Source organism: Spiroplasma endosymbiont of Polydrusus pterygomalis (genome assembly GCF_964030635.1).
Lineage (GTDB): Bacteria > Bacillota_I > Bacilli_A > Mycoplasmatales > Mycoplasmataceae > Spiroplasma.
Genome location: NZ_OZ034909.1, coordinates 364,487 through 385,963 on the forward strand (window position 1 = coordinate 364,487; position 21,477 = coordinate 385,963).

37 protein-coding genes and 1 pseudogene are annotated in these 21,477 nt (G+C 24.8%); 14 read left to right on the top strand and 24 right to left on the bottom strand.

What is annotated here, in order from left to right:
• Positions 1–23: 23 nt before the first annotated feature.
• Positions 24–533: a lipoprotein gene (locus tag ACQH23_RS02295; protein ID WP_425378773.1), complete on the bottom strand. Its 510-nt coding sequence runs from the start codon at positions 531–533 to the stop codon at positions 24–26.
• A gap of 96 nt (positions 534–629) precedes the next feature.
• Entirely contained in the window at positions 630–1,283 is a 654-nt protein-coding gene (locus ACQH23_RS02300) for a hypothetical protein (RefSeq protein WP_425378666.1), read from the bottom strand.
• Positions 1,284–1,596: 313 nt separating this feature from the next.
• Here ACQH23_RS02300 and ACQH23_RS02305 point away from each other — a divergent pair, with 313 nt between their 5' ends.
• The 6 genes from ACQH23_RS02305 to ACQH23_RS02330 all read left to right on the top strand — a co-directional run bounded on the left by ACQH23_RS02305 (position 1,597) and on the right by ACQH23_RS02330 (position 6,507).
• Positions 1,597–2,058: a hypothetical protein gene (locus ACQH23_RS02305; RefSeq protein WP_425378774.1), complete on the top strand. Its 462-nt coding sequence runs from the start codon at positions 1,597–1,599 to the stop codon at positions 2,056–2,058.
• A gap of 16 nt (positions 2,059–2,074) precedes the next feature.
• On the top strand, positions 2,075–3,481 hold the full coding sequence (locus tag ACQH23_RS02310; protein ID WP_425378775.1) for a hypothetical protein: 1,407 nt from the start codon (positions 2,075–2,077) through the stop codon (positions 3,479–3,481).
• Between the two features lie 6 nt (positions 3,482–3,487).
• The gene (locus ACQH23_RS02315) at positions 3,488–4,405 is read left to right on the top strand and encodes a hypothetical protein (protein ID WP_425378776.1); all 918 of its coding nucleotides are present in this window, start codon (positions 3,488–3,490) and stop codon (positions 4,403–4,405) included.
• Positions 4,395–5,417 carry a hypothetical protein gene (locus ACQH23_RS02320; protein ID WP_425377675.1) on the top strand — a complete coding sequence of 341 codons (1,023 nt, stop codon included), beginning with the start codon at positions 4,395–4,397 and terminating at the stop codon, positions 5,415–5,417. The genes ACQH23_RS02315 and ACQH23_RS02320 overlap by 11 nt, the downstream gene beginning before the upstream one ends.
• Positions 5,418–5,432: 15 nt before the next feature.
• Positions 5,433–6,086, top strand: coding sequence for a hypothetical protein (locus tag ACQH23_RS02325; protein WP_425377674.1), 654 nt, complete (start codon positions 5,433–5,435; stop codon positions 6,084–6,086).
• A gap of 88 nt (positions 6,087–6,174) precedes the next feature.
• Positions 6,175–6,507 (top strand): hypothetical protein, encoded by a 333-nt coding sequence (locus ACQH23_RS02330; RefSeq protein WP_425377673.1) that lies wholly within the window; start codon positions 6,175–6,177, stop codon positions 6,505–6,507.
• 25 nt (positions 6,508–6,532) lie between these two features.
• Here the strand turns inward: ACQH23_RS02330 and ACQH23_RS02335 are convergent, their stop codons facing one another.
• From ACQH23_RS02335 to ACQH23_RS02375, 9 genes are all read right to left on the bottom strand, one after another.
• Positions 6,533–6,712, bottom strand: coding sequence for a hypothetical protein (locus ACQH23_RS02335; protein ID WP_425377639.1), 180 nt, complete (start codon positions 6,710–6,712; stop codon positions 6,533–6,535).
• Between the two features lie 4 nt (positions 6,713–6,716).
• Positions 6,717–7,187: a hypothetical protein gene (locus ACQH23_RS02340; RefSeq protein WP_425377638.1), complete on the bottom strand. Its 471-nt coding sequence runs from the start codon at positions 7,185–7,187 to the stop codon at positions 6,717–6,719.
• Positions 7,172–8,038 carry a recombinase RecT gene (locus tag ACQH23_RS02345; protein ID WP_425378777.1) on the bottom strand — a complete coding sequence of 289 codons (867 nt, stop codon included), beginning with the start codon at positions 8,036–8,038 and terminating at the stop codon, positions 7,172–7,174. The genes ACQH23_RS02340 and ACQH23_RS02345 overlap by 16 nt, the downstream gene beginning before the upstream one ends.
• Positions 8,039–8,040: 2 nt before the next feature.
• Entirely contained in the window at positions 8,041–8,817 is a 777-nt protein-coding gene (locus tag ACQH23_RS02350; protein ID WP_425378778.1) for a hypothetical protein, read from the bottom strand.
• 2 nt (positions 8,818–8,819) lie between these two features.
• Positions 8,820–8,966: a hypothetical protein gene (locus ACQH23_RS02355; RefSeq protein WP_425378779.1), complete on the bottom strand. Its 147-nt coding sequence runs from the start codon at positions 8,964–8,966 to the stop codon at positions 8,820–8,822.
• Positions 8,959–9,249 carry a hypothetical protein gene (locus ACQH23_RS02360; protein WP_425377994.1) on the bottom strand — a complete coding sequence of 97 codons (291 nt, stop codon included), beginning with the start codon at positions 9,247–9,249 and terminating at the stop codon, positions 8,959–8,961. Before ACQH23_RS02360 ends, ACQH23_RS02355 begins: the two co-directional genes overlap by 8 nt.
• A 13-nt stretch (positions 9,250–9,262) precedes the next feature.
• On the bottom strand, positions 9,263–9,430 hold the full coding sequence (locus ACQH23_RS02365) for a hypothetical protein (RefSeq protein ID WP_425378131.1): 168 nt from the start codon (positions 9,428–9,430) through the stop codon (positions 9,263–9,265).
• A 9-nt stretch (positions 9,431–9,439) separates the two neighbouring features.
• Positions 9,440–9,757: a hypothetical protein gene (locus ACQH23_RS02370; protein WP_425377632.1), complete on the bottom strand. Its 318-nt coding sequence runs from the start codon at positions 9,755–9,757 to the stop codon at positions 9,440–9,442.
• Between the two features lie 516 nt (positions 9,758–10,273).
• Entirely contained in the window at positions 10,274–10,513 is a 240-nt protein-coding gene (locus tag ACQH23_RS02375) for a hypothetical protein (protein WP_425378780.1), read from the bottom strand.
• A 232-nt stretch (positions 10,514–10,745) separates the two neighbouring features.
• Between ACQH23_RS02375 and ACQH23_RS02380 the strand changes: the two genes are divergently transcribed.
• The 3 genes from ACQH23_RS02380 (at position 10,746) to ACQH23_RS02390 (ending at position 12,307) form a co-directional block, all read left to right on the top strand.
• Complete coding sequence (locus tag ACQH23_RS02380) at positions 10,746–11,102, top strand: hypothetical protein (protein ID WP_425378781.1); 357 nt, start codon at positions 10,746–10,748, stop codon at positions 11,100–11,102.
• 307 nt (positions 11,103–11,409) lie between these two features.
• Positions 11,410–11,970 (top strand): IS30 family transposase, encoded by a 561-nt coding sequence (locus ACQH23_RS02385; protein WP_425378782.1) that lies wholly within the window; start codon positions 11,410–11,412, stop codon positions 11,968–11,970.
• 37 nt (positions 11,971–12,007) lie between these two features.
• Complete coding sequence (locus ACQH23_RS02390; protein WP_425379289.1) at positions 12,008–12,307, top strand: IS30 family transposase; 300 nt, start codon at positions 12,008–12,010, stop codon at positions 12,305–12,307.
• A gap of 95 nt (positions 12,308–12,402) precedes the next feature.
• Here ACQH23_RS02390 and ACQH23_RS02395 read toward each other — a convergent pair whose 3' ends face one another.
• Positions 12,403–13,209, bottom strand: coding sequence for an NAD(+)/NADH kinase (locus ACQH23_RS02395; protein WP_425378783.1), 807 nt, complete (start codon positions 13,207–13,209; stop codon positions 12,403–12,405).
• Between the two features lie 162 nt (positions 13,210–13,371).
• Between ACQH23_RS02395 and ACQH23_RS02400 the strand changes: the two genes are divergently transcribed.
• Together ACQH23_RS02400 and ACQH23_RS02405 are read left to right on the top strand one after the other, a co-directional pair.
• Complete coding sequence (locus ACQH23_RS02400) at positions 13,372–14,595, top strand: Mbov_0401 family ICE element transposase-like protein (RefSeq protein WP_425378784.1); 1,224 nt, start codon at positions 13,372–13,374, stop codon at positions 14,593–14,595.
• Between the two features lie 197 nt (positions 14,596–14,792).
• Positions 14,793–15,008: a transposase gene (locus ACQH23_RS02405; protein WP_425377801.1), complete on the top strand. Its 216-nt coding sequence runs from the start codon at positions 14,793–14,795 to the stop codon at positions 15,006–15,008.
• Between the two features lie 110 nt (positions 15,009–15,118).
• Here the strand turns inward: ACQH23_RS02405 and ACQH23_RS02410 are convergent, their stop codons facing one another.
• The 12 genes and pseudogenes from ACQH23_RS02410 to ACQH23_RS02465 all read right to left on the bottom strand — a co-directional run bounded on the left by ACQH23_RS02410 (position 15,119) and on the right by ACQH23_RS02465 (position 19,999).
• A complete protein-coding gene (locus ACQH23_RS02410) occupies positions 15,119–15,451 on the bottom strand; it encodes a hypothetical protein (RefSeq protein WP_425378785.1) in 333 nt (110 codons plus the stop codon).
• A complete protein-coding gene (locus ACQH23_RS02415) occupies positions 15,433–15,621 on the bottom strand; it encodes a hypothetical protein (RefSeq protein ID WP_425378786.1) in 189 nt (62 codons plus the stop codon). Before ACQH23_RS02415 ends, ACQH23_RS02410 begins: the two co-directional genes overlap by 19 nt.
• Positions 15,614–16,291 carry a recombinase RecT gene (locus ACQH23_RS02420; RefSeq protein WP_425378787.1) on the bottom strand — a complete coding sequence of 226 codons (678 nt, stop codon included), beginning with the start codon at positions 16,289–16,291 and terminating at the stop codon, positions 15,614–15,616. Before ACQH23_RS02420 ends, ACQH23_RS02415 begins: the two co-directional genes overlap by 8 nt.
• A gap of 2 nt (positions 16,292–16,293) precedes the next feature.
• Positions 16,294–16,605: a hypothetical protein gene (locus ACQH23_RS02425; RefSeq protein ID WP_425378788.1), complete on the bottom strand. Its 312-nt coding sequence runs from the start codon at positions 16,603–16,605 to the stop codon at positions 16,294–16,296.
• A gap of 41 nt (positions 16,606–16,646) precedes the next feature.
• Positions 16,647–17,243: a DDE-type integrase/transposase/recombinase gene (locus tag ACQH23_RS02430; RefSeq protein ID WP_425377849.1), complete on the bottom strand. Its 597-nt coding sequence runs from the start codon at positions 17,241–17,243 to the stop codon at positions 16,647–16,649.
• Positions 17,244–17,264: 21 nt separating this feature from the next.
• Positions 17,265–17,537: pseudogene (locus ACQH23_RS02435) on the bottom strand (hypothetical protein); the annotation flags it as partial.
• Entirely contained in the window at positions 17,504–17,767 is a 264-nt protein-coding gene (locus ACQH23_RS02440; protein ID WP_425377850.1) for a hypothetical protein, read from the bottom strand. The gene ACQH23_RS02440 and the pseudogene ACQH23_RS02435, both read right to left, overlap by 34 nt.
• 69 nt (positions 17,768–17,836) lie before the next feature.
• Positions 17,837–18,304 carry a hypothetical protein gene (locus tag ACQH23_RS02445; RefSeq protein ID WP_425378789.1) on the bottom strand — a complete coding sequence of 156 codons (468 nt, stop codon included), beginning with the start codon at positions 18,302–18,304 and terminating at the stop codon, positions 17,837–17,839.
• Between the two features lie 2 nt (positions 18,305–18,306).
• Positions 18,307–18,453: a hypothetical protein gene (locus tag ACQH23_RS02450; RefSeq protein ID WP_425377993.1), complete on the bottom strand. Its 147-nt coding sequence runs from the start codon at positions 18,451–18,453 to the stop codon at positions 18,307–18,309.
• Positions 18,446–18,736, bottom strand: a complete 291-nt coding sequence (locus ACQH23_RS02455; protein WP_425377946.1) for a hypothetical protein — start codon at positions 18,734–18,736, stop codon at positions 18,446–18,448. The genes ACQH23_RS02450 and ACQH23_RS02455 overlap by 8 nt, the downstream gene beginning before the upstream one ends.
• Positions 18,737–18,926: 190 nt before the next feature.
• Entirely contained in the window at positions 18,927–19,247 is a 321-nt protein-coding gene (locus tag ACQH23_RS02460; RefSeq protein ID WP_425378790.1) for a hypothetical protein, read from the bottom strand.
• A gap of 512 nt (positions 19,248–19,759) precedes the next feature.
• On the bottom strand, positions 19,760–19,999 hold the full coding sequence (locus ACQH23_RS02465) for a hypothetical protein (protein WP_425378791.1): 240 nt from the start codon (positions 19,997–19,999) through the stop codon (positions 19,760–19,762).
• A 231-nt stretch (positions 20,000–20,230) separates the two neighbouring features.
• Between ACQH23_RS02465 and ACQH23_RS02470 the strand changes: the two genes are divergently transcribed.
• From ACQH23_RS02470 to ACQH23_RS02480, 3 genes are all read left to right on the top strand, one after another.
• Positions 20,231–20,467, top strand: a complete 237-nt coding sequence (locus ACQH23_RS02470; RefSeq protein ID WP_425378792.1) for a hypothetical protein — start codon at positions 20,231–20,233, stop codon at positions 20,465–20,467.
• A gap of 66 nt (positions 20,468–20,533) precedes the next feature.
• On the top strand, positions 20,534–21,007 hold the full coding sequence (locus tag ACQH23_RS02475; RefSeq protein ID WP_425379290.1) for a hypothetical protein: 474 nt from the start codon (positions 20,534–20,536) through the stop codon (positions 21,005–21,007).
• A 152-nt stretch (positions 21,008–21,159) separates the two neighbouring features.
• Entirely contained in the window at positions 21,160–21,474 is a 315-nt protein-coding gene (locus ACQH23_RS02480; RefSeq protein ID WP_425378793.1) for a hypothetical protein, read from the top strand.
• The last annotated feature ends 3 nt before the right edge of the window (positions 21,475–21,477 follow it).

Below are 21,477 nucleotides of genomic sequence, written 5' to 3' on the forward strand. Positions count from 1 at the left end.
TAACTTCAATTAATATCTATTTTTTATTCATCTTTAAAAATTAAATTACCATTTTTATCAACATCTAACTTAGGTTCTTGTGTATATAAATTTCAACGATAAACTGATTTAAAATAATTTTTATTAATATTTTTTGGTATTAATTTTTTAAAAATATCATATCCAACTTGTAAGTGTTTACCATAATCCATATTATAAAGTAATATTAATTCACTATTTTTTAATTTTTTAATAACTTTAAATTTATTATCTTTAAAGTTATTTTTAAATTTAGCAATTTCTCAAATATCATTTTTATTACCACGACATACTACATAATACCATTTATTATCAACTTCATTAAATGGTTTTTCTTGTGGTGCTATTCATTCTAAATGGTTTTTAATATTTTCATTATTTGTATCTATTTTATGTTTTTCTTTTTGTTCTTTTAATTTTTCTTCACTATATTGTGGTGTATTACAAGCAATTAAACTTGTTGTACTTGTTCCTATTAATGATATTACACCTATGATACTTAATATTTTTTTCATATTTTTAATTCCTTTGTATTTTTATAAAGTTTGTTAATTTAATTAAAAAAGGAAATAACTTTTATATTATTTCCATAAATATAATAATTTTATTTATTATATTCTATTTATTATTTCATAAGCAACACCACCAGAAATCGCTCCAACAATTGCTCCAATTACTGAACCAACAGCAGAACAAACGGGTGCCCCGGGGCCACATAAAAGACCAATAGTTACCCCCGTTAAAGCACCTGTTCCAGCACCAATAACTTTAGGTCCGTGCATTTTAAAAGCAGCTCTTAAATCATCAGTTAAGTTTGCTCCTTCTTTTTCTGCTTGTATTAAATCGTTTTTGAATTTTAGAAGTTGTTCTTTTTCTCACTCTCTCTTAACTTGTTGATTATAATTATGTTGTTGTTGTTCAATTCTTTGTTTTTCATAATAACTATTTCATTCTTGAATTCTTTGTTGTGCTCTAAAATTTGCTTCTCTAATACCTTTTTGTCATAAACAATTTCTCTCACTTTGAGTAATATTGTCATATTCTCAAGTGCCGTTTTTATTATAACGTACGGTGCGATTAAAATCTATCGGATTATAAAAACACTCTGCCGGACTATATTGTTGTTGTCAATATTGAGGTTGAGTGTCTCTTTTAACTCGATTTAATTTACTATTTTCTTTTTGATATGGACTAGCGGCGATTGTTGTTGGTATAGCAGTCCCACCAATTGTTAACACACTTAATAAACTAAGTAATTTTTTCATACTTGTTTTTCTCCTTTTATTAATCTTGAAACTTTTTATCAAGATCCATCCTCATTGTATATATATATATATATATATACAATCAAAATTAGTAATTATTTTAAAAACTTTTATCTTGTTAAATACTTCTTATTACGCGTTTTAAGACCTAAAATAGTAATAAAATATATTAAGTTTAGTATTTTATGTATAAAAAGTATTGTATTAGTAAAATAATAGTATATAATGAAGGCATAGGTTTAATCTTTTTCCGTAAAAAAGAGTTACGCTGACTTGTTAATCGGACAAGGATAAAAAAAGAGGAGTTTATAAAATGGCACTTATAAAAGAACAATTAATCGAACAAGGTTTAAGTGAAGAAATTGCAGAAAATATCTTAAATCAGTTTAATAATGAAGCAAAGCAAATTAGAGAAAGTGTGCAAAAACGCGAAGATGTTATATCAAAAGAAGACTTTATTAAATTATCTAATGAATTAGATGAATTAAAAGCCTTTAAAGATGTTCCATCTACTAAAATTGAAGATATTAAAACTAATTTAGAAAAAGTTAGTGGTAGTTCTTTATTTGAAAAAATGCAAACTTTAAAAGAATTAAAACCTGATTTGTTTGTGCAAGAACAACCATCAGTTTCACCAACTAATTTTATTAAAGATATGATTGAAAATTCGGTTGAAAATAAAAATGATGAAATTGAAACTATTAAAGAAAAAGGAGCATATACTCCAGAAGAAATTAAGAAATTAACTGATTATACACTTAAAAACCTTAGATAATAAGGGAGTGAATATTATGGCAACAATTAATTTGCCGCAAGTACATTTTACATTACAAGGTAATACAACAGGTCAAAAAGCCTATGTTGATATGGTTAACGCTATGCTAAGAGGACCATTAATGAATGAGCATGCAAGTATTATGCAATATGCAACTGCAACAGCAGAACAAGTTGCTTGATTACCTAATGCAGGACAAGCGTTATATAATTTAACTCATCGTGTGGTATGACAAGATGATTATGCGTTACCAAATGGTGGGGCAACTCAAACTATGGGATTAACAAGAATTCCGGTGCCTATTAATAAAAGATTTAATTTAAAATTAATGAATGAAGCATTTGATTTAGCAATGATAGAACAAAATATTAAAAATGGTATTATTGCTGATGCTATTGCTAGTGTTGTACAGAATAAATTTGTTAATTTAGAATGTGAATTAATTCAGGGGATTTATGATTATTGTTTAGCAGATGGTCAATATGAAGTAATTCCATTTCGTGGTTATACAGCAGATAATGCTGATGATGCAAATAAAGCATTCTTTACATTAAATGAAACTTTGATTGAATTAACAAATCAAATTAGTAATTTATATTTTGGTTTACCAACCGATAAAATGTTTATGGTTTTAGGACGAAGATCCTATTTAGGATTAACACCTGCTTATTTAAAAGTAATTGGTTCACAAGCTCAATTAAAAGCAATGGTTAACGGTGAATTATATGAAAATACCGCAATGGGTATTCCGGTATCAAAAAGTTTTCATTTAGAAAAAACATATACAAAAGGACAAGTTAACCGAGATAAAGGTTATAATTTTACTAATATAAATGGTTTACTTATTAATAAACAAGTATGAGCATATCCAATTAATATGGATACTATTCAACAAGTTTTAGATAATGATACTGCTAACCCTAAATGAATTGGTAAAGTACAATATGCAACACCAACAATTTTATATCCAAAAACATGTAAGATTATTTTAGAAAAAGAACCAACACAAGAAGAAATAAATACTTCTAAAAGTAATTTAAATAAAACATTTAGAGTGCCGGTTGATTATGAAATTTCTACACCAATAAATACAACAAAATCTAATGCAATTTCAACACCAGACGTTGCTAAAATAGATATTAGTAAAATAAATAAATTAGATAAACCAATCATTAATTTACCAGATCCCAAAGATGTTAGTGATGGATGATTAAAACCACAATTTAAAGATGTTGTTTTAAAAGCAGTTAAAACTGTAGATAGTTCTTTAACTGAAAATGATTTTGATTATTCTATTAATCCTAAAGGTGAAGACTGACCAATTGATATTACAAATGATAAAATTGTTGAAGTTTTAATTGAAGGTAAAAACAAAGCAACTGGTAAAACAAAGTCAATTGAAGTAGTAATTAAAAATTCTTAATAAACAATGAATTTATTAATATTACGAATTTTAACTTTATTAACAGAAAATTTAGGAAATAAACCTTTAATAAATAAGTTTGTTAATTTAATTAATAAGGTTAATAAGTTTGCTTCATATTATGCTAATCCTTTTCAAAAGATTACGAATAAAATTGAAGATATTTATCAGTGATTAGATCCTTATACTTATTTAAATTTAATTAAAAAAGGTCATAAAAAAGAAATACAGCAAATATTAAATAAATTAGAAAAAGATAACAATATTAAAAATAGAGAACAATTTAAAAAAGAAAATTATCTAAACACTAATTGACAACCTTTAAATAGTAGTTGACTTGATAGTGGTATGTTTAATATAACAAATAAATTAACTTTAACAGGCAATTTAACTATTTTAATATATACAAAAACAGCAAAACACCCGAAGTTTTATGGTCCATATGTTTATCCTAGTGTTCCATTTGAAATTTGAAAATTATTAAGTAATGCTGTATCTAATGCTGGAACTTTATTTTGGCGTTATTGATTAAGAAAATGATTACCTAGTCATTTAAGAGATTATATTAAAAAACGATTACCAAAAGAATTAAAAGAAAAATACCCAAAAGGAAATATTAAATTAACATTACCACATATTCAAAAATTACAACAAATTAAAACGTTTATTAATAATTTAAAGATTGGGCATTTTAATTTTAATTTTGCTGGTGAAATTAATAACAAAAAATGATATCGAGAGCGAAAAAGTGATGTTAAAAATATTAAGAATTTATATAAAACACCAGTTAAAAGTATGTTTTATAAAACTAATCAAACTATTAAAAAAATTAAAAAAGTACAAAGAAAAGTTAATAGTTATAAAATATCTAATTTAAGAAATAAATATCGAAATCAATTAAGGGGTGTATTATATGGAAAGTAATTTAAATAATTTGTTATTTATAACAGTTGAAGATGTTAAAAAAAGTAAACTTTGACAACCTATTAATGATCGTAAGCAATCTGCTTATAATGATAATTTAATTTATAATGCTATCTTAAAAACTAGTTTATGAATGGATAGATTATCAGGTGGGACAATTTCAGATAAGATTAATAAAAAAGATTTATTTCCATGAGTAAAAAAAGATAATACAGGTTTAATTGAATATGATAAATGATTAAGTTATATTCAATCTGCTTGTTTATTAGCAGTTATGAATTGATATTTGCCAAAAGGAGTTAATGATTTAACTGGTAGTGCTTCATTTTCACAAGGTGGAGTTGCTTATTCACAAACTAATGACCCTGAAGCAAATGAAAATATTACTAGAGATGTTAAAAATGCTTTAAAATTAGCTGGTGAAATAATTGATATTATATCTAGTAAAACAGTTACGAGACCATATAATTATCATTTAGGGAATTATGCTCATCCTTGAGAAGAAGAATATAAATATATTACGAAAAAAACATTTTATGACAGTTTATTATTTTATTTAAAAGAACGCGTTCAAACTGATAACACTATTAATATTACTCATCCAACAATTATCGATTATAGTAAAATTGATTATAATGAATATATTAAACTTGTTGTTCCGTTTGATAATGATAGCATTTATTATGAAAATGGTGTTTGAAAAACAAATATTTCAGATTGAGAAATTGTTGATACCAGTGATTTAGATAATACAAGGTTTGATTATGAAATACAAAATTGAAACAAAGAAAATTATAAATACAATATTTGAATTAAAACAAGTAATCAAAATCATTATTATTTATCAACATACAAAAATTTTGAGGGAAAAATAACTGTTGGTTCATTTGAATTAGGAAACGTTTTTTCTCATCGTGTAGAATTAGAAGGTGATGGAATTATTGCTATACGTACTGGTGGGACAGATGGAACACTTTCTGATTTACACATTGAAAGAAAAAAAGTAAGTTAGAAAGGGGTTTAATTAATGAAGCAAGATAAAACAACTTGATTAAAGGGTGCATTACCTTGAAATTGATTTAAAAAAGACCCTATTCCAACTTATAATTGAACCCATAAAGATATTAGAGAATGAGAAAGAAAATATAAAATTAGGAGTTGAGTAGTTAGTTTTTATACTTTAATATTTTTAGCATTAAATTGTTGATTGGAATATGGAATGATTGATGCAATTAAAGGAAAAATTGATTGATATAATTATGGTCAATATTGAGGCAATGGGATTGCCATTTTATTAACACCTTTATTTACCCATGGAATTCAAGGTATATTTGTTGCTAGTAGTAAACCCAAAGTAGATATGAAAATTGATATTCCACGATTAAAAGTTTCTAAAATGGGATTATTATTTACAACTTTACCTTTGATTACTTTAATTATTTCTTTAATTATTATTGGAATTGATAAATCAAAATGAAAAAAAGACCATTTAAGACATTGTTTAGATTGTCGGATTAATCCGCGCGTTATTCAACCAAGAATAGCAAAACAATGAAATAATTTAGATGGTATAACAGAAGAAATATTTAAAAATATACAAAACGAAAATATTAAAAAACAAAAACAAGAAGAAAATAACAAAAAATTAAATATAAATAATAATTATGAAACTAATAATTAAATTTTATTAAAATAGACTATATATAGGGGTGGTAGATATTTTTGGGTGGTTATATAGCTTAATTTATAAATTATTTTGTTCTGAAAGAATGGATGGCCACTGTTTAAGTAAGGATAAGAAAGGAAGCAAAAAAATGAATGAAACATTAATGATTGCTTTACTTGTGTTAGCTGGCGCTGGTGGAATGGGTAGTATTGGCATTCTTGGATTATCTGCTAAAAAAATTAAAAAATATAAAGCAGAACTTAGAGAATTAAGAACTGCTGTTATTGCCCACGAAAAACATTTACGAGGACCTGATTATGCAACAGAATTAGCCCTTAAAACAGGTCAAATTAAAAATGTTAAAAAACAAGTTAAAGTAAACGACAAAAAACAAGCACAAAAAGATGCTATTAGACAACTAACAAATAGTATTTAAAAAAATAACCAATTAAGGTTATTTTTTATTTTTCTTTGTTGTGACTTATATAAAAATTAATAAGATATTCTATTCGTTGTGAATAAGTATCAAAGTTAGATAATTTATTTCAAATTTTTTCTTCATTTTTATTTAAGTAAATATTAACATTTCGAATTTTACAAGAATAATATTTTCCTGTTTTTTGATTATATGATTCTTTCATAATATTAAACCTCATAATTAGCAATAATAATGGCATCTCGTAAATGATTACTTATCTTATCATTATTATATTTTCAACCTTTACCATATTGATAAATTAAATTACTATCTTTATCAAATTCTCATATACAACTATCATTATATTTACTTAAATTTTCCATATTTTTAACAATTGATTTAGTATGTTTTGGTGATACTCAATTAATATTGTGCACTTTTTTTGTATTGTATTTAACTGTTCCAATTACTTTTAATAAATCATCCCTATCTTTACTTGCATTAGCAGATGTATATAAACAATCTTCAATATTAATAATTGCATCTGGTCTTAATACATCTAAAATAATATCGGGTTGTGTAATTCAATCATAATGTGTATATTCGGATTTATCAATTAATTTATTATCTTTAAAAGTAACGATAGCAGTAGTACCAGTCCCTGATGGGTCAATACCTATTTTTATCAAGTTGCTCATTCTTCATCATTATTATTAACTGTTGGTACTACATTAGAAATATCTTCTTCTTTAACTACATTATTGTTTGTATCCGCTATTTCTATATAAGATGAGGTATTTATATTGTTTGATAAGGGTTCATCGCTCATCTGCCCCTTATTTTTGGCGACAGTAATATCATTAAAAGGTATATAATCAAAATTACCATCTTCTTTTATTTCTTTTTCATCTAAATCAATGTCAGTAATATCTACACCTAATTCTTGGGCTAATTTACGATATAATTTTGCTTCAACCATTTCTTTTGGTCATTTATTTCAAGGCGAATATTCACTATTTCCACTTGGACTACTATTTTTTAAACGGTCAATATCGGCTTTTCTTAATAAAATTCCTTTTGTTTCACCAGTTAAACGATTAATTCCAAAAGCATAAGCACCAATAATATTTTCATATTGACTGGTATTTGTCATAAAATCTATTTCATGTAATTTTGGTTTTTGTAAATCGGTATCTCATACAAATTTTTCACTTTTATAAATAATTCCTCGTTTTAACATTCAATTTTCTTGTTCCATTCTTTTTTGAAACACACTACTATCAATAATAGTTGTTAATTTATTTTTAAATGGAATAATATTAAAATCTTTGCCAAAAATTAAACCTTTATTACTTAAATTAATAATTCCTAAGGCTGTAATTTTTCCATTATCAGCATTACCCACTAAATTAATATAACTTTGATTATTTTTTAATTTTAGTTCTTGTAAAGCAATTAAATTTTCTTGTAAATATTTAGCATTAACATTTAATTCATATGCTTTAATTGCTGTTGCTACTAATTCTTTTATTCCCATTTGATTATTCATAATTATTTCTCTCCTTTATTTATTTTTAATTTAATTCCATTAACACCAATAGTATTAATATTTTTATTACTATCTCATTGTTTTTTAATTTCGTTTTTAACAATTTGTTCATCAACAATTAAATAATTTTTAATTAAATTAATAAGTTCTAATTTATCAGCATTTTGTAAAAAATCATCATTAACACCCAAAATATCAATATCTTTAATTAATATTTTTTCTTTCCGAAATTTACTAGTAGTTTTTTCTAAATCTTGTTCTATTTTTGCTACATCTTCCATAACACGAACTTGTTCATCTTCAATTTGGTCCATGTCTAACCCCATATCAGGCGTTAAGTTATTAGCATATTCAACCCTATTTTCTTGTTCTTGTTTTTTAGTTTGAATAAACTGTTGTTGTTTTAAGTATTGAACTTGTATTAGGCTATTTTTAATTTCAATTTTATTATTTTGAAGTACTTTTTCTAAATTAATAATATTAACTCTAATTCGATTTAATTCATCTTTAAAATTTTTTATTAATTCTAATGGTTCTCTAAAAACATAATCAACTTTACTAATAGAACTTTTTACATCTTTTAAATTAACATCTCTATAACTATTTAATGCATAATGATTAAGATGACGATAGATAAACTCTGCTAATTCTTGACCATGATTATCAATTCAATTTTTAATCGGTAATGCTTTTAAACTTAATTCTTTAAAATCATTACCTTTTAAATAAAATGGATAGGTAATATTTTTAATTTGATTATTTAATTTTAAATTTGCCATAATTAAATTTCCTCCAAATTCATATCCATAATTAAATTATCAATATATTCATATGCACTTTCTTCTGAATGGAATTCTTCAAGTGCTATATTAAACAAATCTTCTTCGCTATAAAAATAACCACTTTCATCTTTTCACATATTATTCATAATTTATCACTTCGTAGTCTGCTTCTTCATCTTCTAAATAATCATCTATTAAACTTTTAACCTCATCAATTTCATATCATTTTAAATTTAAATCAAAATCTTTTGGCAATGAAATATTACCTACATGTCGCTCTTCATTGCCAAATTTAAGATATAAATTTAATTCTCAACTCATATCATAGTCACTATCAATTTGTGCATAAATAATATCTTTATTACTAATTTTTAATGCGTTATTATTAATTCATTTTTCATTTAAGTAATCACTAATACAATATGACATTTTCTTATTCCTCCTAATTATTTTTATTGTTTAATGCTAAATGTTCATCCGTAATATCTTCTTGCGATACTGAATAACTTTTAAGCATTAATTCATTCAATTTATTTTCTTTACTGCATTCTTTATGAAAACAATAACCTCAATATCTTTGTTTAAGACAAATTTTATTTAAATTTTTCATATAAAAATCCTAAATTATTTGATTGATTTTTTTCTCAATTTGTAATATTTTTCAACCATCTGATGCTAAATCTAAAATATCGTTAATTTTGTAATGTTGCATATAAGAAGCAATAACGTCTCATTTATCTTCAAATAAATTTAAGTACATTTTTGCTCATTCTAAACACTGTAAATCATAATGATTTTTATGATGAGAAATACGACAATTAACAGGTTGACAATTCACTCAATCAAATAATGTTGTTATTTCATTTCAAGTTTTATTAATATACAAACTTTTATATTCCATTATATTTCCTCCTATTTTTAATTTGCTGGCACTCACTCCCAAGTGAAAGTGCCAAAGCGAGAATTAGTTATATAAGTATTTATCTATTTATTTACTACGCCATCCGCTTCACTAGGGGTGAGCGGTGGCGATAATATATTTAATATTTGTTTATTATTAGATAATAGACAGTTGTTTTTATGAGGTAAAGCCAGAGAATTCTCTCTCTTCATCCGCACCATTTCAGGTCAAAGCGTTCAGTTTTTAAAATAAATTCACTTGCACCTTGAAGAGCCTGGTGCTGGCGTTGTGGTTTGTAGAACCGCTGCCATCCTCGATGGGACAATATATATCGCAAATTTATTTATAAAGTGGCCATCTCTATTTTTATTGTCGTTCGATGTTGACCTTGCACTTATCACGACTATCGCTTAGTTTAAATATAACCAGCGCCGATTTACATATTTCCTCATACACTATTTCAGTACTTGCCTCGGCTGGCTGTGGAAATGAGCTTAAACTCATGTTCTTATGGAAGCACTTAGTTATTTAAAATAACCGTCCCACACTGCATTAAGTTGTTTTATAAAATCAAAGTTTAAAATAACCAGTTTCTCAATCAAAGATAATTTTTGAATTTTCTATTTTTTGATAAAATCGCTTTTGTTTCTTATCTTTTGTACGATTTAATAAATCTTTGTGTTTATCACAAGTTCATAAAACTTTATTTGATAAAAATTCTTCGGTAATGAATGATATTGATTTATAGCAATTATCAACATCACATATTGTTTGTTGCTTATTAATTTCCATTACTTACTCCTTCCTTTAATATTAAGTTTTTTCATTTATTAGCCAAATTAATTAACTAAAACAGAGAAAGGACAACACCTTAAATTAGGAGAAAAAAAAGGTACACTTTGTAATGATTTATAAGATATTTAATAAATGTGTAAACAACTTTAAGTTAACGAAAAAGTTGCGATAAAAAGTTTCTATTTTAAGAATTTAAGATGCTGCCCTTTCTCTGAATTAATTAATAATTATGGGTTTACAAATAAAAAAACAACCCTTTTTATTTAACAAGAGTTGTTTTTTGGAGGTTCATCGTACACGATGCCAAATTAAAAAAATAAAAAAAGATCTAAATAAAACAATAATTCATTCAGATCACGGATATCAATATACATCTAAAGATTATAATAGTAAATGTTTAGATAACAAAATTATAATTTCAATGGGTAAAAATTATCATTGTGCAGACAACATTATTATTGAAAGTTTTCATTCATTACTTAAAAAAGGAACAATCCATAATAAAAATTATAAATCTCATAATGAATATATTAATGATGTTAAAAAATGAAATAAATGATATTCAAACCAAAAAGAAAATATATAATAAATGAAAGTTTGTAAACCTTTTTATTAATACTTACTAAACAGGGTGCAATCTAGTTGGTGTTGCATATTGTACTTTACCAATTCATTTAGGGTTAGCAGTATCATTAGACTTCTTGCGATATCTTATTATTTATGCTTAAAAATCAATTAAAATTTTTAAAAATGCTTATTTTAAAGTTTAATTTAATTTTTTTATTTGCTGAATTATACTTGTAAGTGCAAGTAAATAAAATTGCAAAAAATCTCATATAAAAATTTTATGATGCTAAGTTTATTTTAGAAAAAATAAAGCAAGGAGTTTTTATATGGGATATAAACATCTTGGCATAGATGAAAGAATTTATATTGAGAATCAATTGAAGTTTAAAATAAAAATTAGTGAAATAGCTAAAAATCTTAATCGAAGTATTAGTACTATTATTCGAGAAGTTAATAGAAATAAAGATAATAATCATTATTTTTCATTAATTGCACAAAATAAAGCAGAAAATAGAAAACAATCACATATTTATTTTCATAAGTTTAAAAATAGAGAATTAGTAAAATATGTACAACAAAAATTATTATTAGGTTGATCACCCGAACAAATTTATGGCAGAATTAAAAATTTTCATAAAGAATGAATTATTAGTTTTAAAACAATTTACAATTGAATTTATTCTGGATTACTTGAAAAAGTTACTAATAAAAATTTAAGAAGAAAAGGTAAGAAACGAAAATATCAAGAAAATCGGGGTAAATTTAATGGTAAATCAATTAAAGAACGAAATGCTAATGTTAATAATCGCGTAACTCTTGGTCATTGAGAAGGTGATACCGTAGTATCATCACGAGGTAAAAGTAAATCTTGATGTTCTTTCAACTAAAGTTATTAACGAAAATATTAGCCATTATTTATCAATTCTGCCAAATAATCTTGTTAAGACTATAACATTTGATCGTGGTAAAGAATTTGCTAATTGACAACAACTTGAAAAAAATTTAAATGTGAAAATTTATTTTGCTAATGCATATTCACCCTGACAAAGAGGTACTAATGAAAATACTAATGGTTTAATTAGAGAAAAATTTCCTAAAAAATTTAATTTTTCAAATACTACTAAAAATGCAGTTCATAAATTTATATTGTCTTTAAACCAAAGACCAAGAAAAATAATAAATTATCTTTCGCCAATCGAATATTTGGTTAGAAAAATAATTTAGTTGCACTTAACTTTACAATTTGGCATTTGTAATTTTTTTTATTTTTGTTAGTATCGCAAGAAGTCTAATGATAATAATATATTCAACCCGCATGCTTAGTCTTCCCTTCTGTTATCATTACAATGAACAAATAATAACTTCATCTTGACAATCATACTTAAATTATTTTCACTATCATAAAATAAATTTAATGTTTTCTGACTAATTTTTAATTCCACATCAGAATTTAAAATTTCTGATTCATAAGTATCAATGACCAAACTCTTTCCAACTAACTCCCCTGTTAACCGCACTACTTGTTCTTGGTCTAAAATCACCGAAGCATTAATTGTTGAAAAAGTTGAATTTGCAACGGGAGCAATTTCTTTTAATTGCCATAAAGTTGAAGTATTAGTTGCAATAATTGAACCATTAATTGCTCGCATATAACCCATTGACCCCGTTTTAGTTGCAAAAACAAGACCACTTCCCCGGAAATGTTCTAATAATTCATCATTAACATAAATTTCAGTTCGAATTGTTTTAACATGATCAACAACTTTCGCTTCATTTAAAGCATACCGAATTAAATTCTGATTATATTTAATTTCTAATAAGGGCATTTCACGCAGATTAATCTTCTGATTAAGAATATCATCAATTGCTTTCGGATAAGTATTTTCATCATAATTGGCATAAAACCCTAATGAACCTGACTTAATAACAATAAAAGCAACTTTGTCAATAATTTCTTGAAATTTATTAACTGCTCGTAATAAGGTTCCATCTCCCCCAATAATAAAAACATATTGCGGATTAACACGGTCTTCTTCGAAATGTTCCTCTTGTAAAAGTTTATTAATTTTAGTAACCAACTGTGTTGATTCCTGATAATCATTGGCAATAATAGCATATTTAAACATTGTTAGCGTCACCTTTTCTTTCTTTTAAGTACATTATACCTTTATTTTAAAGACAAAGCTTGATTAATTAAAAATAAGATTGCGTTGCCAAAGTTGGGGAAAATAAAAAAGAAAGTTTTCAGTATAATTAAGTTTGAAAAAAATTAGAAAGAAAACTATCCTATGAATATTATAACTAGAATCCAAGAGTTTTTAAACGAAAACAATAACTCTTTTATTGATTTAATTAATGAAATTAGCCCCAATATCACTATTACAGCACTATTATCCTATTTAAACAATGAAATTAGTTCTGAAGCTTGAATACTATTTAAAAATATTTTTGAATATATTGATAACTATATTTTTAATAAGGACTGACGCAAAGCACGTTATATTCCAAAAGGATTTTATCAACGAACTTTGGTTTTTCGTAATGGTGAAGTTACTTTTAAACGACGAAAATATATCTTAAAACCAGAATTTCAAGAGGCAAAAAAACCAAAAACGGTTTTTTTACTTGATATTCAATTAGGGATTGAAAGTTATCAGCGACTTGATTATGATTTTTCGTTAGAAATAATCAGCAAATTAGGCATAAATTTTAATTATCAAGATATTTGTAATATGTATCAGAATGCTAACATAACAAAAACAATTTTTAACCTTATTAAACGGTTTGATATTAAACGTTTGTTAGAATTAATGCTAGATGAACCAGATACAAAACTAAAACATGATGGGGTTATTTATATTGAAACCGATGAAGCATATCGCAATGCCATTAGTTATCAAATCAAAAAACGATTAAAAATTAAGAAAAGAATCCGTTTAACCGTCTTTCATACTGGTTATAAAGATCCTAAAACAATACGAAAAACAATGCATAATGTCAAATTTCTAGTAACAATGACTAATGAAGTTAAAAAAATTAACTCTAAAAAATACTGACAAGGAATTAAAGAATTTATTAACTTAAATTATGAATCACCCGAGACAGCTAAAATTATTGTGCTTGGTGATGGTGCACAATATATTTCAACGGTTGAAAAACACATCAATGTTGAATTTATCATTGATCGTTTCCATGTTATTAAAAAAATTAAAGATTGTCTCCGTGGTCCACGATATTATAAACGTTATTTATTTAATAAAATTAGAAAAGCAATTCTAAAATTAAACTGAAACAAGGTTACAAAATACCTTGAATGAGCTTATCAGCTTGTTAAAACCGAAGAAGCGAAAGGAAAGTTACAAGAAATATCTAATTATTTAAGAACATACTATGGAGCAATTAAAAAATGAGAATATCAAGAAAATATTGGTTGTCGCATTGAAAGTTATATTGCTCGAATTATTAAAGTAATGTTTCGTTCAAAACCAAAAATATTTAAGGCCAAATTGTAAAGTTAAGTGCAACTAAATTATCTTTCGCCAATCGAATATTTGGTTAGAAAAATAATTTAGTTGCACTTAACTTTACAATTTGGCACGAAAATATTAGCCATTATTTATCAATTCTGCCAAATAATCTTGTTAAGACTATAACATTTGATCGTTGTAAAGAATTTGCTAATTGACAACAACTTGAAAAAAATTTAAATGTGAAAATTTATTTTGCTAATGCATATTCACCCTGACAAAGAGGTACTAATGAAAATACTAATGGTTTAATTAGAGAAAAATTTCCTAAAAAATTTAATTTTTCAAATACTACTAAAAATGCAGTTCATAAATTTATATTGTCTTTAAACCAAAGACCAAGAAAAATACTAAATTATCTTTCGCCAATCGAATATTTGGTTAGAAAAATAATTTAGTTGCACTTAACTTTACAATTTGGCGATAAATTAAATTACTATCTTTATCAAATTCTCATATACAACTGTCATTATATTTACTTAAATTTTCCATATTTTTAACAACTGATTTAGTGTGTTTTGGTGAAACAGTAGCAAATATATCCTTGTGTTTCTAATGAACCCAATAGTCTTAATAAATTATCTCTATCTTTTGAACCATTGGCATTTGTATATAAACAATTTTCTATAAAAATTAAATATTTTAGTTTATTATTATTTGATAATATTTCCTCAAATTGTTTTTCATTTTTCAAATAATTTATAATAAATTTAGAGTGTTCTTTTCAATCTTTGTTTATAAATTCTTGTTTATCTAATAACATATTATCTTTAAAAGCAACAATAGTCGTAGTACCAGTTCCTGATGGGTCAATACCTATTTTTATTCCCATCTTGCTCATTCTTCATCATTATTATTAATTGTTGGTACTACATTAGAAATATCTTCTTCTTTAACTACATTATCGTTTGTGTCCGCTATTTCTGTATAAGATAGGGTATTTTTTATATTTGATAAGGGTTCATCGCTCATCTGCCCCTTATTTTTGGCGACAGTAATATCATTAATCAAAATTACCATCTTCTTTAATTTCTTTTTCATCTAAATCAATGTCAGTAATATCTACACCTAATTCTTGGGCTAATTTATGATATAATTTTGCTTCAACCATTTCTTTTGGTCATTTATTTCAAGGCGAATATTCACTATTTCCACTTGGACTACTATTTTTTAAACGGTCAATATCGGCTTTTCTTAATAAAATTCCTTTTGTTTCACCAGTTAAACGATTAATTCCAAAAGCATAAGCACCAATAATATTTTCATATTGACTGGTATTTGTCATAAAATCTATTTCATGTAATTTTGGTTTTTGTAAATCGGTATCTCATACAAATTTTTCACTTTTATAAATAATTCCTCGTTTTAACATTAAATTTTCTTGTTCCATTCTTTTTTGAAACACACTACTATCAATAATAGTTGTTAATTTATTTTTGAATGGAATAATATTAAAATCTTTTCCGAATATTAAACCTTTATTACTTAAATTAATAATTCCTAAGGCTGTAATTTTTCCATTATCAGCATTACCCACTAAATTCATATAACTTTGATTATTTTTTAATTTTAGTTCTTGTAAAGCAATTAAATTTTCTTGTAAATATTTAGCATTAACATTTAATTCATATGCTTTAATTGCTGTTGCTACTAATTCTTTTATTCCCATTTGATTATTCATAATTATTTCTCTCCTTTATTTATTTTGAATTTAATTCCATTAACACCAATAGTATTAATGTTTTTATTACTATCTCATTGTTTTTTAATTTCGTTTTTAACAATTTGTTCATCAACAATTAAATAATTTTTAATTAAATTAATAAGTTCTAATTTATCAGCATTTTGTAAAAAATCATCATTAACACCCAAAATATCAATATCTTTAATTAATATTTTTTCTTTCCGAAATTTACTAGTAGTTTTTTCTAAATCTTGTTCTATTTTTGCTACATCTTCCATAAAACGAACTTGTTCATCTTCAATTTGGTCCATGTCTAGACTGCACCCCGTTTAGTAAGTATTAATAAAAAGGTTTACAAACTTTTATTTATTATATCTTTTTCTTTTTGGTTTGAATATCATTTATTTCATTTTTTAACATCATTAATATATTCATTATGAGATTTATAATTTTTATTATGGATTGTTCCTTTTTTAAGTAATGAATGAAAACTTTCAATAATAATGTTGTCTGCACAATGATAATTTTTACCCATTGAAATTATAATTTTGTTATCTAAACATTTACTATTATAATCTTTAGATGTATATTGATATCCGTGATCTGAATGAATTATTGTTTTATTTAGATCTTTTTTTATTTTTTTAATTTTATTAATTGCAGCATTTAAATTATCAATTACAAGTTTGTTATTATTAAATTTTGATCATTTTACATCAATAATTTCTTTAGTATATCCATCAATTATTGTTGATTGATAATGTTTTTTACCATTTCAAATTAAATAAGTTACATCAGTAAATAAAATTGAAAATCTTTCTTTAATATCATTAAAATTACGATTTACTAAATCAGGATATTTAATTATATTTTTATTTCTATTTTGTTTTATTAATATTTTTCTACGCATACGCTTTACATATTCAGCTTGAATATTATTTTCTTTCATAATTCGTAATACTTTCTTAGCGTTATAAACAATGCCATAATCTTCTTTTAAATATTTGGTAATTCGACGATAACCAAATTGTTTTAAATTTTCTTCATAGACTTTTACAATATTCTTTAATGATTCGCTATCCTTACCAGTACTTGAATAATTTTTATATTTATCTCAATAACTACGCTTTAAATCTGTTACATCAAGTAATAAATTTAGTGGATATTTATTAATGTTTTCTTTGATAAAAAATACAATTTTTCTTTTATTTAATTGTAAAAGTCATGAAGCTTTTTTAGTAATTCATACCTAACTTTGTAATAGTTTAAATCTCTTTTTTTAAATGATTCTTTTGGACCTTTATTGGTGTTTAAAATCCCTTTCTTAAAATTTTCATACCATGAAGCAACAGTTTTTTTATTAATTGCATATTTTTTTGCAATAAAACTTATACTATTATTTTTAACCTCTTGTCCTATCCTTTTTCGAAAATCTGCTGTATATTTATTAAATTTTTGTCCTTTTCTTGCCATATAAAAATGCACCTCCTTTAAAAGTTTAGCAAAGACTTTTTTTTCTTTACTTACTTTTTTGGGTGCAGTCTAGTCTAACCCCATATCAGGCGTTAAGTTATTAGCATATTCAACCCTATTTTCTTGTTCTTGTTTTTTAGTTTGAATAAACTGTTGTTGTTTTAAGTATTGAACTTGTATTAGGCTATTTTTAATTTCAATTTTATTATTTTGAAGTACTTTTTCTAAATTAATAATGTTAACTATAATTCGATTTACTTCATCTTTAAAATCTTTTATTAATTCTAATGGTTCTCTAAAAACAAAATCAATTTTACTAATAGCACTGGGTATATCTTTTAAATGTATATCTTGATAACCATTTAATGCATAATGATTAAGATGACGATAGATAAACTCTGCTAATTCTTGACCATGATTATCAATTCAATTTTTAATTGGTAATGCTTTTAAACTTAATTCTTTAAAATAATTACCTTTTAAATAAAATGGATAGGTAATATTTTTAATTTGATTATTTAACTTTAAATCTGCCATAATTAAATTTCCTCCAAATCCATTTCACTTATTAAATTATCAATATATTCGTAAGCAGTCTCTTCTGAATAACATTCTTCTAATGCGATATTAAATAAATCTTCTTCACTATAAACATAACCACTTTCATCTTTTCACATATTATTCATAATTTATCACTTCGTAGTCTGCTTCTTCATCTTCTAAATAATCATCTATTAAACCTTTAACCTCATCAATTTCATATCATTTTAAATTTAAATCAAAATCTTTTGGCAATGAAATATTACCTACATGTCGCTCTTCATTACCAAATTTAAGATATAAATTTAATTCTCAACTCTTATCATAGTCACTATCAATTTGTGCATAAATAATATCTTTATTACTAATTTTTAATGCGTTATTATTAATTCATTTTTCATTTAAGTAATCACTAATACAATATGACATTTTCTTATTCCTCCTAATTATTTTTATTGTTTAATGCTCAATGTTCATCAGTAATATATTCTTGTGATACTGAATAACTTTTAAGCATTAATTCATTAAATTTATTTTCTTTATTGCATTCTTTATGAAAACAATAACCTCAATATCTTTGTTTAAGACAAATTTTATTTAACTTTTTAATATAAACCTTCTAAATTATTTGTTTTATTTTTTTCTCAATTTGTAATATTTTTCAACCATCTGATGCTAAATCTAAAATATCGTTAATTTTGTAATGTTGCATATAAGAAGCAATAACATCTCATTTATCTTCACATAAATTTAAATACATTTTTGCTCATTCTAAACATTGTAAATCATAATTATTTTTATGATGAGAAATACGACAATTAACAGGTTGACAATTCACTCAATCAAATGATGTTGTTATTTCACTTCAAGTTTTATTAATATACAAACTTTTATATTCTGTCATTATATTTCCTCCTATTTTTAATTCGCTGGCACTCACTCCCAAGTGAAAGTGTCAAAGCGATAATTAGTTATATAAGTATTTATCTATTTATTTACTACGCCATCCGCTTCACTGGGGGTGAGCGGTGGCGATAATATATTTAATATTTATTTATTATTAGATAATAGACAGTTTTTTTTATTGTTTACGCCAGAGAATTATCTCTTCATCCGCACTATTTCAAGTCAAAACGTTCAGTTTTTAAAATAAATTCACTTGCACCTTGAAGAGCCTGGTGCTGGCGTTGTGGTTTGTAGAACCGCTGCCATCCTCGATGGGACAATATCTATCGCAAATTTATTTATAAAGTGGCCATCTCTATTTTTATTGTCGTTCGATGTTGACCTTGCACTTATTACGACTATCGCTTAGTTCTAATAAACCAGCGCCGATTTACATATTTCCTCATACACTATTTCAGTACTTGCCTCGGCTGGGTGTGGGAATGAGCTTAAACTCATGTTCTTATGGAAGCACTTAGTTATTTAAAATAACCGTCCCACACTACATTAAGTTGTTTTATAAAATCAAAGTTTAAAAGAACCAGTTTCTCAATCAAAGATAATTTTTGAATTTTCTAATTTTTTATAAAACCGCGTTTGTTTTTTATCTTTTGTACGATTTAATAAATCTTTATGTTTTTCAAAAGTTCATAAAACTTTATTTGATAAAAATTCTTCGGTAATGAATGATATTGATTTATAGCAATTATCAACATCACAGATTGTTTGTTGCGTATTAATTTCCATTACTTACTCCTTCCTTTAATATTAAGTTTTTTCATTTATTAGCCAAATTAATTAACTAAAACAGAGAAAGGACAACACCTTAAAATTGGAGAAAAAAAGGTACACTTTGTAAATATTTATAAGATATTTAATAAATGTGTAAACAACTTTAAGTTAATGAAAAAGTTGCGATAAAAAGTTTCTATTTTAATAATTTAAGATGCTGCCCTTTCTCTGAATTAATTAATAATTATGGGTTTACAAATAAAAAAACAACCCTTTTTATTTAACAAGAGTTGTTTTTTGGAGGTTCATCGTACACGATGCCATTTTACTTATTGAAGTCATTTAAATTATGAACAATGAAATTTATTAATTCAAATTTCATTGCTAGGACAATCTAGTAAAGTAATTTCCCGTTTTATTAAAACAACACCCAAAACAGCTTGATATAATCGTCAAAAATTAATGCAATCAAAACAATTATAAAATACTCAATTAAAATTTAAAAAATTAAATGGCCAAATACAAATCGATGAAACATTTATTAAAGAAATCCATAAAGGTAATTTTAAAGATAAATTTGATAAACGAAAAACTCATCTTGATCCATTTTCCACTAACAGTAAATGTTGTATTCAAATGGCGGTTGATAATAATAATAATATTTTTGTTCAATCCACTAATACCAAACGATTACAAAAACAGTGAATTATTGAAAATATGAATACAAAATTAATTAACAAAAATTCCATTATTATTTCTGATATGCAATCATTATATTTATTAGTAGCAAAACAAACAAGTTCTACTTTATATGCCACTAAAACTAGGGCAAATACTGATGCCAGTTATCGAAAATTAAATAAAATTAGTAAATTACAAGCAAGTCTTAAAGAAGCCTTAATTCATTATCATGGTTTAGGTTTTACTAACATTCAAAATTATTTAAATCTCTGAAAATGAAAATACCAACACAAAGGTTTAACACCAAACCAACAAGCAACGGTATTATATTTTAACATCTAAAAAAGTTAAAGAACAATAATAATCTTCCATCAAATTCGTTTTCAAATTGTCATATTGATGATTTTTTTTATTTTATCAAGAGTTTTCGACAAAATTAAAGGAAATATTTTTTTAAATATTATGTATAATAATTACAAAGTAGGTGGATCGGAATGGGTTATTATTATAAACATCATTTAAATTTTTCTTTTCATTGTTTACAACGAATTCGGCAACGAATTCCAATTTTTAAAAATGAAAATGATTGAATTATTAAAGAAAAAATTATTAAAATGATTGATAATTCTTCTGAACGAATTGAAACAACCCAGAATTTATATATTAAATTAAATGATTTAAAAGGGGATTTATATGTTGTTGTTGAAAAAAAATCCCGTTTAATTGTAACAGTAACGCCAATGAGTCCTGTTAAGTTATTAGATATTATTGCAAGAAATATAGACTGCACCCAAAAAAGTAAGTATTAATAA